This is a genomic window from Flavobacteriales bacterium, assembly GCA_013214975.1.
In the GTDB taxonomy this organism is placed as follows: Bacteria; Bacteroidota; Bacteroidia; order DT-38; family DT-38; genus DT-38.
Genome location: JABSPR010000390.1, coordinates 1 through 11227, shown reverse-complemented (window position 1 = coordinate 11227; position 11227 = coordinate 1). Strand labels below are relative to the sequence as shown.

The window sequence follows — 11227 nt, the reverse complement described above, 5'->3', positions numbered from 1 at the left end:
TTTTTGTACAAACTAATTCTTTACTAAATGAAACCTTTAAGCCTTTTATCAATTCTATTCTTTTCCATCTTTCTTATTAGTTGTGACAAGATTAACAAGAACGAATGTTGCACTTGTGATATTACTATTGAAACTGAATTCTTATCAGAAACCCAAACTGTTAATCAATATGATGTTACAGGTGAAGATTCTGATAATTGCCTAACGACCAAAGATGAAGTAAAAAAAATATTGGACGATGAACAAATAATTTTACAAGACAGCTCTATTGCTCAGGGATCGGCTTACTCTTATACTATAGATTGTACCTACGACTAAACTCTCTTCACTTTCTTTTTCGCCTACTTCTTAAAATTCTTATCAAAGGAATCATTAATTGTTGACGATACACTATTCTTTAGAATCTCCATTAAACCATCCTTAACCGTAGGTTTTAAAAATTCGGTTAAATCCTTTTGGTCTTCATCAGATTCTATATCAATCTTTAAATCTTTAATGCATTCGTTAGCCAAATCAATTATTCTCTCAACACCATTCTCCATAGTGGCTCCTTTAATCGCTGGCAACCGTCGCAACAATTCTCGCCTAATCAACTCCATTTGGTCAATATTCATCTAGCTTCTTTTTAAACGATTCTTTAATCCTGTCGATAGCTGTTCGAATAATATGTCTGTGGAATCTGTTAACAGCTTCAACTCATCGTTAAATTCTGTTCTCCTTAATATGGATAATATCTTGGCATTAGCCATCTGATTAGATTTCTGCAAAGCCTCTACCCTTATTAACGCACTTAAGTTTTCAATGGTAATATCCTTATCTGTCATCGTATAAAATTTTCAAGCCGCAAGTTAAGCACTTGTTTGCATCATTCTGAAAAAAAATTGAAATCAGATGTTCTTCTTAGTCTATATAAAGTAGCTCTTTGGATAACCCTTTTGGGGAGTTCTCTCGTTTTCGAATATAGTCTTTAAGAAATGTCGCATTCACATAAAAATATGGAATTGGTTGTAAATGGGTTAAACCTCTCATCGAAGTTACCCAATCGGGAAAATGTCGAGCTTCGAATATATCATATATCGCTGTTACCTCTTTTTCAAAATCTTCTCCTTTGGTCTCAAAGAACTCTAACACCTTTTTATGAGTTTCTTTTCTAACATCGTTATTCATTAATAATGTTGTGGTAAAGTAAGATAGGTTGAGGTTCTCTCTGAAATAATCAATACTATCTTGATGTTTAATTACGGTTACAAACTCCTCTCTACTTAATACCGGATAAAACTTATAATTTAAAGTATCCAGGTATATAAAAAGATTCCGCTTTCTAATTCCATGTCCATTAAGGTTCCCTATCATTCTTGCGGCCAAGAAAGACGTGATGTAATCCATATCAACAAACTGTCTTACATAATTAGCGTTGTATGTATAAAGGCATTTATTAAACTTTTTGAAGGAAGCTTTAATAGAATCGGCAGTTGAATTATTATATCCTTTTTCGATCAAAATACGAGATAACGACTCTTCCAAATAATTAATGTTAGTGTCGTTAGAAAGTATATGTGATTTTTCATTTCCTCGAGTAAAAGTTACCAGCGTTTCCTTCCCGTGCTTCTGCATATATTTATTATTAAGCCGATCCTCAAACCAATAAATGTGCTCTTTATTAGAATCAAGTTTAATGTTTAACAGCTTGTGCTTACGATTAAGAAGCTTAAAGTATTCGGCCAAGTACTCTATTATCTTCATATCAGCTCTAAGACGTTTGTATACAATTAAACGAAAATGGTTAGATCCGTATAGCTCCTCTCCCTTTTCCATCTTTATATTCAGTGATATATAACCATTGCCATCACTGTGTTCAGTTGGTCTTCTTCCGTGTGCTTTCCATTTAATGTTGAACTTATTCCCATTAAATTTCAACACACCTTTTCTCCACTTATTCAATTTGGAGTATACTTTAATATCAATTGTGTCACGAAGCGTGATCTCTTGAATTTTATCTATATGACTAAAGTCGTTCTTACTAAAGGTTAATTCGATATTAGGAATTTCCTCTCCGATGTTAACAGGGTAATAAGACCGGAAGTAGTCTGTAAGAATACGGTACCTAATCGAAAGAAAAGTATTGTTTTGCGCGTTTATATTATCAGAATCTACCGAATAGGAAGCTATGTAGAAAATGAAGCTACTTGCGAGGCCTAACGATAATAGCAAGCATCCAATTATGGCGCTAATCTTCTTTATCTGCAAAAGTTTCATAGAGTTATAGTTTTCGAGATAAAGTTAATTCATATAAAACAAAATTAATTTATGCTTCAACTACTTATACTACACACGAAAGGTACTATTACCCTAAATAGATTTACTATTTGGTGATACAATTGATTTATTCCACAAAAACCAGAGAGCTCTTATTATTGTTTTTAAGTAACTTTGTTCTCTAAATCACGATGTTATGAAGCAATTAGCTACTCTGCTTTTCTGTCTTACTTCATTAATTGGATATTCGCAAAACGATACCACTTATTATCTTAATTCTAATGGTGCATTTTGCGAGAAACTAGAGGCAACAAAATGTGTTCGGATAACTTCAAAAAAAGGTAATTTCTTTGTAACCGATTATACCAAGAATAAGAATAAATGGGTAAAAGATTCTGTTGTATACCGCACTCGATTATCTACTACTTCTTCTCTGTCAGTTGAGAAAATAATTAACAAGAAAACTATCTCTAGACATAACCGATCTTTTGTTAAAGAAGGAGAAGCAAAATATTTACTTAAAGATTTCTATGCTAATGGTAAGGTGAGACAAGAAGGTCTATCCAATTCAATCCTCTTTCCGTACTATACAGGTACAGTTAAATCGTTCGATAATGAAGGAACGTTAGTTTCAAAAGTTGATTATTCCAAAAACAGAATGCACGGAAATTCTCACTACTTCTATCCTAATGGAAATAAGAAAGCCATTTCTGTTTATCACCAAGGGAAATTAATGTCAACAACAAAGTATCTTCCTGACGGGACTTTAGCCACTAAGGAATAGTTTGTTAATAAAGATTCCGTCACATCTGAAACATTCCTGTTTTCTTTACGTCTTTATAGCTATAGCCCAATAGGTAACCTAATTGATATTCATAATATGAAATCAATAATTTATCCATTAAATTGAATGTAAGTCATCTGTTTCACTATATTTAACAATCATAGACAGTGAGAGTTGTTCTCATATTCAATCTTTAAACATTATAAATATGTCAGAAGAACAAGAACCAAACGTAAATACAAAAACAGATTTTATTAATGAAATTGACACTTATGTCAGTGCCAATCATGTGGAATTTATAAGTCCAAATCATACTGGAATCGATAATGATTATAGTGCTGATGAAGACTTCTCACCAAATGTTCAAATAAGAGAACATTCCCAAGAAGCTATTAAAGAATTAATGGCTACCGAGAAACCTAAACTAAATATGCTGTACAAAAAGGAAGCTCGGAAGTTCTTCGTTTTTAAAGTACAAGTAGAAAATCAAGAGTTAGCCATTTTAAATGTAAATGCTCGTTCTAATAAATTTGGACATGTAACTGACCGTGCTTATTTAGCGGATGGAAAGTATTGCGGACCAGGTCAGGCGTATCCTATATTCTTTAGGAGAAAAAAATCCATTGGATTTAACGAGATTCAAACGGTGAAGATCGATATCCTTTTCAAGGATAAAGAAGGAAGACAATGGACACAGTGCTACAATTATTCAACCAATAATAGCACAACAGGAAAAGCAATAACTGCTCCCTCTCCTGCTTAAAATATAATCGTATTAAATAAAAGGCCTGTATACATGTTGTATACAGGCCTTTTATTATTTATAACTCTTTATTAGCTTATACCAAGAGCTGTAAGTTTTGCCTTAACAAGTTTCATCTTCACAGGATCATTTAACCTAACATAAGCATTCTTTAAAGATCTTAATGTATTAATCAAAGTTGGTTTTAATTCTTCCTTTACAACAGCCATGTCCTCTCCTGCTAATACTTCAACTTTCGCCAAATATTCAACAGCTTTTTTGAATTTCACTTGTGCTTTTTCTTTTTCTGCATTGTATTTAGTGTTGTCTGTAATATCATTTGCTTTCTTGAGAATATCAGCAGCAACGTTATAATACATTACACCTGCATTGTATGCCGCATCCACATAATCAGGTTTCAACTCTAATGCCTTTAGATAATTAGCTTCTGCATTTTCCAAATCACCTTGTGGCTCATAAACAGTTGTTGCAATGAAATAATATAGTTTTTCATTTTCAGGATCTTTTGCAATCGCAGCATCCAAGTTACGTTTTGCTCCTTCTTTATCTCCCTTATTAAGTAACACGTCTGTTTCAACAAGCATTAGGTTCAAATCATCCGGAAAAGCAACTCTAGCTTCAGCTAAAACTTTCTCATAACCTTCTTGATCATCTTTACCTTTTTTATAGATATCGATTAGGTTTTTGAACATGTCCAACTTAGCATAATCAGCAGCTATCATCTCTCGATAATTTTTCTCCGCTAAATCATAGTTCTTCATTTTTTCAGCTGCTAATGCCGCCCAATGAACAGGTGGATAATATGCTTTAGGCTTGCTCTTCAAACCATTCGCTGCCTTTGCTGCTGCACATAAATCAAAATATTTAATTGCAGATGCATAAGATGAATCGTTATAAGCCGCTTCTCCTTTGTTGTAGAAATTCCTAGCGCAATTTGCAATACCAGGAGTTACCTCACTAGTATACATTTTCTTGGCATCAACTTCTTTTAATGTTTTGAATGCTTCAAACGCTTCCTCAAAGGCATTAGGTGATAACGCTTTGATACTGGCATTTTTAGCAGTTCCTATTTTGTAATAAACATCTGCTCGGATTTTCCAAGTTTTAGCCATCCCTTTAGAAGAAGCGTTGATGGTTGCTTTATCAATAGCCGATTTTGCCTCTTTTAGTTCACCATGTCTGAGGTGATTAGATGCCGTTTGTATGTTTGCCTTTTGAGCAAAAGTTGCGCTCACTATGCTAGTTAAGGCAAGTATTAATAGTGCTTTTTTCATTAATGTATTGTTTAGTTATCGTTTTCAGTATCGTCATCAGAACCCTCTTCTTCAGAATCTTCCGTAGAGTCATCTTCTACTTCTTCTTGATCGTCTGCAATTTCTTTGCCAACATTCTCTTCAGAAGAATTTTCTCCTTCTTCAACCGAAGCAGTCACAATTGGATTACCTTCTTCATCAACAGCTATTTCATCATCTTCAGATACTTCAATTTTAGTAACTGCTGCGATGCTGTCTTCTCCTTTAAGTTTAATAAGTCTAACACCTTGTGTTGCTCTACCCATTTCTCTTAATGTTTCAACAGCCATACGAATAGTGATTCCAGATTTATTGATTATCATTAAATCATCTGTATCAATTACATTCTTCATTGCAACTAACTGGCCTGTCTTCTCCGTTATATTAAGTGTTTTAACACCCTTACCACCTCTATTGGTAATTCTGTAATCTTCCAATGGAGAACGTTTACCGTATCCTTTTTCTGAAACAACAAGTACTGAAGACTCTTTATCCTCAACACAGATCATTCCTATTACTTCATCGTTTTTAGTATCAATCTTGATACCTCTAACACCTGCAGCATTTCGGCCCATTGCTCTTACCTTCTCTTCTGGGAATCTAATTGCTCTACCTGATTTAATAGCCATTAATATTTCGCTATTTCCAGTTGTCAATTTAGCTTCTAGTAATTGATCGCCATCTTTAATAGTAATTGCGTTGATTCCGTTAGTCCGTGGTCTAGAATAAGCTGAAAGTTCTGTTTTCTTAATCACACCTTTCTTAGTACATAGTACAATAAAGTTGTTCTTAATATACTCTTCGTCTTTCAAATCTTTCGTATTGATGAATGCTTTCACTTTATCATCAGATGGAATGCTTATCAAGTTTTGAATTGGTCTTCCTTTAGATGTTTTCATTCCCTCAGGTAATTCATATACTCTTAACCAGAATAATCTCCCTTGTTCCGTAAAGAACAACATGTAATCATGCATGCTCGCCACGAATAAGTACTCTAAGAAATCTTCTTCTCTAGTGTTACTTCCTTTAGATCCTTTTCCTCCCCTTCCTTGTACTTTGAACTCAGTAAGCGGCGTTCTTTTAATATATCCTTTGTGAGAAATTGTTATTACAACATCTTTATCTGCAATAATATCTTCTATTCTGAAGTCTTTGGCAGCATATTCAATATCTGTTCTTCTTTCATCTTGATATCTTTCTCTTACTTCGTCAAGTTCCATTTTGATTATATTCATTCGAATATCTTCGCTAGCTAAAATTCCTTTTAACTTTTCAATCAATGCTAAAAACTCTTCGTATTCTCTTCTTAACTTGTCTTGTTCAAGGCCAGTTAAATGTCTTAATCGCATATCAACGATCGCTCTTGATTGAATTTCAGACAAGTCGAAAGTTTTCATTAACGTTTCTCTCGCTTCATCAGGACTTTTAGAGGCTCTGATAATTCTAATTACTTCGTCGATGTTATCGCTCGCAATTATTAATCCTTCAAGAATGTGCGCTCTTTCTTCCGCTTTTCTTAATTCGTATTGAGTTCTTCGAACAATTACTTCATGACGGTGCTCAACGAAATAATGAATGATTTCTTTTAGGTTAAGCATTTTAGGTCGCTTGTTAACCAAGGCAATACTGTTAACGCTAAACGAAGATTCTAAAGCAGTGTACTTATATAGTTTGTTAAGAACAACGTTAGTAATAGCATTCGTTTTTAGTTCATAAACGATTCGCATTCCATTTCTATCCGACTCATCTCTTATGTCAGATATACCGTCAATTTTCTTTTCATTAATTAGACCAGCAGTTTTCAAGATCATATCTGCTTTGTTAACCATGTAAGGGATTTCGGTAACGATTATGGTTTCTCTACCATTGTCTCTTGTCTCGATGTTACTTCGACCTCTAATTACAACTCGTCCTCTTCCTGTTTCGAAAGCATCTTTAACACCCTCATAGCCATATATAGTTCCGCCTGTTGGAAAATCAGGAGCTTTAATGTGCTCCATTAAGCCCGCAATATCGATATCTCTATTGTCTATATAAGCTATAGTTCCATCAATTACTTCCTTAATATTATGAGGAGCCATATTTGTAGCCATACCTACGGCAATTCCCGAACCTCCATTTATTAAAAGATTTGGAATTCTAGTTGGAAGAACCGTAGGCTCTTGAAGAGAGTCGTCAAAGTTCAAGGAGAAATCAACAGTTTCTTTGTCAATATCAATTAACATTTCTTCAGCAATCTTTCGCAGACGTACTTCCGTATATCTCATTGCGGCTGGACTATCTCCATCGACAGAACCAAAGTTACCTTGTCCGTCAACTAACGGATATCTTAAAGACCAAGGCTGTGCCATACGAACCATAGCATCGTATACCGAAGTATCACCATGCGGGTGATACTTACCTAATACCTCTCCAACAATTCTTGCAGATTTTTTATAAGGCTTGTTTGCGAATACACCTAAATCTAGCATTCCAAACAAAACTCTTCTATGAACAGGCTTTAATCCATCACGCACATCAGGTAAAGCACGAGAAACGATTACCGACATCGAATAATCGATGTACGATGATTTCATTTCATCTTCAATATTTATCTGAATTATCTTCTCTCCTTCTGTCATAATGACTTGTTTTTAAGAGCAATACATAGTATTGCACAATTGTTATATATGTAGTCGAAAATAGCATAATACATCATCATGTCAAGCTTTAATTAGTTCAAAAACAACATTATTACTAACAAATTCCTGTTGATAAATATGATCCGTATAAAGCTCTAAAAATGGCCGCTTTATTAAATTTGAATACAATAATAAATATGCTCGTTCGTGTAACATGTAGAAGTTTTATTAGTAAACGAATCAAGGCAAAACCTGAATAATATGGAAGCTAAGTTTTCACCTAGAGTAAAGGACGTTATTACGTATAGTAGAGAAGAAGCTCTGCGTCTAAGTCACGACTATATAGGTCCAGAACATTTGCTATTAGGAATTTTAAGAGAGGGCGAAGGTGTTGCCGTTAAATTAATGCAGACTCTAGACATAGACCTTTTCGAATTAAGAAAGTATATAGAGAAAGCTACAAGCAAAAAAGTATCGAGTAAAAAAGCGACAGGTAACATTCCATTGGTTAAACAGGCCGAGAAAGCCTTGAAAATAACCTACTTGGAGGCTAAGCTTTTTAAAAGTAATATGATAGGAACCGAACATTTACTACTTGCATTGTTAAAAGATGAAGATAATATAGCAACTAAATCTCTAGAAAAATTTAACGTAAATTATATTAATGTGAAAGACGAGCTAGAACAAATACTATCGAACTTCGAACCTAAAGCGGAGTTTTCAGATAGTCCAATAGATGATGATGATGATGATGACAATGGCGAAGAAGGTGGATTAGGTTCGGACATTCGGAAAACTACCGATACGAAGTCGAAAACTCCCGTATTAGATAATTTTGGAAGAGATCTCACAAAGATGGCAGAGGAAGATAGATTGGATCCCGTTGTTGGAAGAGAGCAAGAAATAGAAAGAGTTTCTCAAATTCTGAGTAGAAGAAAGAAAAACAATCCTATACTTATTGGTGAGCCTGGTGTTGGTAAATCAGCAATTGCCGAAGGACTTGCTATTCGCATTGTAGATAAAAAAGTTTCCCGAGTTCTGTTTAACAAACGTATTGTTACTCTTGATCTCGCATCTCTAGTTGCAGGAACAAAGTATCGTGGACAGTTCGAAGAAAGAATGAAAGCTGTTCTTAATGAGTTAGAAAAAACGCCTAACATTATTTTATTCATCGATGAAATACATACCATCGTTGGTGCTGGTGGAGCTTCTGGTTCTTTAGATGCATCTAACATGTTCAAACCAGCCTTAGCCAGAGGTGAGGTTCAATGTATTGGAGCAACTACATTAGATGAATACAGACAATACATCGAAAAAGATGGTGCTTTGGAAAGAAGGTTTCAGAAAGTATTAGTTGAGCCTACTACGGAAGAACAAACAATTACGATCCTTGAACAAGTAAAAGGAAGATATGAAGATCACCATAATGTTATCTACACGCCAGAAGCTTTAAAGGCGTGCGTTCAATTAACTGATAGGTATATCAGTGATCGATTTCTTCCAGACAAGGCAATCGACGCATTAGATGAAGCAGGGTCTCGAGTTCATATCAAAAACATTATTGTACCTAAAAATGTTATTGAAATCGAAGAGAGTATTGAAAAAGTAAAAGAGGAGAAAAATCTCGTAGTTAGAAGCCAAAAGTATGAAGAGGCTGCAAAACTCAGAGATAAAGAAAGAACTCTTTTAGAAGACTTAGATGAGGCTAAGAATAAATGGGAAGAAGAAACTAAGAATAACAGGGAAACTGTTGATGAAGAAAATGTGGCTGAGGTTGTAGCCATGATATCAGGAGTTCCTGTTCAGCGAATAGCCGAGAATGAAGGTGCCCGATTATCCAGAATGGATGATGACATTAAGGAGAGAATTATTGGTCAGGATGATGCCGTATCCAAAGTGGTTAGAGCAATTCAACGTAACAGAGCTGGACTTAAAGATCCTAATAAACCAATTGGTTCATTTATCTTTTTAGGACCAACAGGTGTTGGTAAAACTCAGCTGGCAAAAGTTCTTAGTAGAATGCTTTTTGATACCGACGATGCACTTATCCGAATTGACATGAGTGAGTACATGGAGAAATTTGCAATCTCAAGACTTGTGGGAGCACCTCCGGGATACGTTGGGTATGAGGAAGGTGGACAGTTAACTGAAAAGATCAGACGTAAACCCTACTCTGTTGTATTGTTAGACGAAATAGAAAAGGCACATCCTGATGTATTCAATCTATTGTTACAAATATTGGACGACGGACAAATTACGGACAGTCTTGGAAGAAAAGTAGACTTTAAGAATACTATTGTAATAATGACTTCTAACATTGGCTCAAGAGAACTAAAAGATTTTGGTGAAGGTGTTGGTTTTAGTACTTCAGCTAAGCAAAATGCATCCGAAGATTATGCAAAAGGTGTAATCGAAAAATCTCTTAAAAAAGCATTTGCACCAGAATTCTTAAATAGAATTGATGATGTTATTGTCTTCAATAGTCTAGACAGGGATGATATTCATGATATTATCGATATTGAATTAAAAGGCCTTTATGGGAGATTAGAAAAACTTGGTTACGAAATCAAGTTGACGACAGAAGCCAAGGACTACATTGCCGATAAAGGTTATGATTCTCAATTTGGTGCAAGACCAATTAAGAGAGCAATTCAGAAATATCTTGAAGACCCTTTAGCCGAAGAAATAATAAAATCGTCTTTAAAAGAAGGTGATAAGATTTCGGTAGGGTTCGATAAGAAAAAAGAAGAGATCAAGATTAAAGTTACCAAAGCTAAGAGTAGCCAGATTGATCAAAACTTAGAAGAAGACGGAAACGATAAAAAGGAGAGTTAATATACTCTCCTTTTATTCTTTTAATCAGAAATACTACTCTCCTTTAAAATCTGGATTCTCGTATTTATCTAACAACTTATCACTAATCATCGTATTAGAGAAGCCTCCATCGTGAAATAAGTTTTGCATTGTAACCATCTTAGTAAGATCTGAGAATAACGTTACACAATAGTCTGCGCAAGTTTCTGCAGGTGCATTTCCTAAAGGCGAAACATCTTGTGCATAATAATAAAATTTATGCAGTCCTTTTACGCCAGAACCAGCTGATGTCATTGTAGGTGATTGTGATACCGAATTAATTCTTGTACCATTTTTATTCCCATACATATATCCAAAACTTCTAACAATAGATTCTAAAGTAGATTTAGCTTCAGCCATATCAGAGTATCCTGGTAGAATTCTTTGTGCTGCGATGTACGACAATGTAAGAACAGATGAACAGTCATTTAATGCATCCATTTTATAACAAGTCTGTAGTGTTTTATGTAAAGACAAAGCAGAGATATCAATTGTTTTCAAATAGAAATCATAATTCAAATCTGTATAAGGTCTTTGTTTCCTAACATTTGGAGACATGCCAATACAGTGAAGAATGAAATCCAATTTACTGCCTAACACTTCCATTGATTGGGTTATTAAGTTCTCAATATCTTCTACAGAAGAAGCATCAGCACCA

General features: G+C 34.6%; 10 protein-coding genes. 4 read left to right on the top strand and 6 right to left on the bottom strand.

Annotated elements, in window-relative coordinates; translation table 11 throughout:
* The first annotated feature begins 27 nt into the window (after positions 1-27).
* Positions 28-318 carry a hypothetical protein gene (locus HRT72_12305; GenBank protein NQY68486.1) on the top strand — a complete coding sequence of 97 codons (291 nt, stop codon included), beginning with the start codon at positions 28-30 and terminating at the stop codon, positions 316-318.
* Positions 319-341: 23 nt separating this feature from the next.
* On the opposite strand, the gene HRT72_12300 is transcribed toward HRT72_12305, so the two are convergent.
* The 3 genes from HRT72_12300 to HRT72_12290 form a co-directional block, all read right to left on the bottom strand.
* The gene (locus tag HRT72_12300) at positions 342-614 is read right to left on the bottom strand and encodes a hypothetical protein (protein ID NQY68485.1); all 273 of its coding nucleotides are present in this window, start codon (positions 612-614) and stop codon (positions 342-344) included.
* Complete coding sequence (locus HRT72_12295) at positions 615-824, bottom strand: hypothetical protein (protein NQY68484.1); 210 nt, start codon at positions 822-824, stop codon at positions 615-617.
* Between the two features lie 76 nt (positions 825-900).
* On the bottom strand, positions 901-2256 hold the full coding sequence (locus HRT72_12290; protein ID NQY68483.1) for a hypothetical protein: 1356 nt from the start codon (positions 2254-2256) through the stop codon (positions 901-903).
* Between the two features lie 196 nt (positions 2257-2452).
* On the opposite strand from HRT72_12290, the gene HRT72_12285 reads away from it, so the two are divergent.
* Both HRT72_12285 and HRT72_12280 read left to right on the top strand, forming a co-directional pair.
* Positions 2453-3040, top strand: a complete 588-nt coding sequence (locus tag HRT72_12285) for a hypothetical protein (protein NQY68482.1) — start codon at positions 2453-2455, stop codon at positions 3038-3040.
* A 208-nt stretch (positions 3041-3248) separates the two neighbouring features.
* Positions 3249-3803, top strand: coding sequence for a hypothetical protein (locus HRT72_12280; protein NQY68481.1), 555 nt, complete (start codon positions 3249-3251; stop codon positions 3801-3803).
* A 71-nt stretch (positions 3804-3874) separates the two neighbouring features.
* On the opposite strand, the gene HRT72_12275 is transcribed toward HRT72_12280, so the two are convergent.
* A complete protein-coding gene (locus HRT72_12275) occupies positions 3875-5077 on the bottom strand; it encodes a tetratricopeptide repeat protein (GenBank protein NQY68480.1) in 1203 nt (400 codons plus the stop codon).
* 11 nt (positions 5078-5088) lie between these two features.
* The gene (gyrA, locus tag HRT72_12270; GenBank protein ID NQY68479.1) at positions 5089-7716 is read right to left on the bottom strand and encodes a DNA gyrase subunit A; all 2628 of its coding nucleotides are present in this window, start codon (positions 7714-7716) and stop codon (positions 5089-5091) included.
* 261 nt (positions 7717-7977) lie between these two features.
* On the opposite strand from gyrA, the gene HRT72_12265 reads away from it, so the two are divergent.
* The gene (locus tag HRT72_12265; GenBank protein ID NQY68478.1) at positions 7978-10551 is read left to right on the top strand and encodes an ATP-dependent Clp protease ATP-binding subunit; all 2574 of its coding nucleotides are present in this window, start codon (positions 7978-7980) and stop codon (positions 10549-10551) included.
* A gap of 33 nt (positions 10552-10584) precedes the next feature.
* Here HRT72_12265 and HRT72_12260 read toward each other — a convergent pair.
* Positions 10585-11227 (bottom strand): SDR family oxidoreductase (locus HRT72_12260; protein ID NQY68477.1); only part of this gene is annotated, 643 nt, incomplete at its 5' end.

Bases quoted from the DNA above. Each gene is read 5' to 3' on its own strand.
- gyrA (NQY68479.1), bottom strand. From the start codon at position 7,716: ATGACAGAAGGAGAGAAGATAATTCAGATAAATATTGAAGATGAAATG.
- HRT72_12290 (NQY68483.1), bottom strand. From the start codon at position 2,256: ATGAAACTTTTGCAGATAAAGAAGATTAGCGCCATAATTGGATGCTTG.
- HRT72_12280 (NQY68481.1), top strand. From the start codon at position 3,249: ATGTCAGAAGAACAAGAACCAAACGTAAATACAAAAACAGATTTTATT.
- HRT72_12305 (NQY68486.1), top strand. From the start codon at position 28: ATGAAACCTTTAAGCCTTTTATCAATTCTATTCTTTTCCATCTTTCTT.
- HRT72_12265 (NQY68478.1), top strand. From the start codon at position 7,978: ATGGAAGCTAAGTTTTCACCTAGAGTAAAGGACGTTATTACGTATAGT.
- HRT72_12300 (NQY68485.1), bottom strand. From the start codon at position 614: ATGAATATTGACCAAATGGAGTTGATTAGGCGAGAATTGTTGCGACGG.
- HRT72_12285 (NQY68482.1), top strand. From the start codon at position 2,453: ATGAAGCAATTAGCTACTCTGCTTTTCTGTCTTACTTCATTAATTGGA.
- HRT72_12275 (NQY68480.1), bottom strand. From the start codon at position 5,077: ATGAAAAAAGCACTATTAATACTTGCCTTAACTAGCATAGTGAGCGCA.
- HRT72_12295 (NQY68484.1), bottom strand. From the start codon at position 824: ATGACAGATAAGGATATTACCATTGAAAACTTAAGTGCGTTAATAAGG.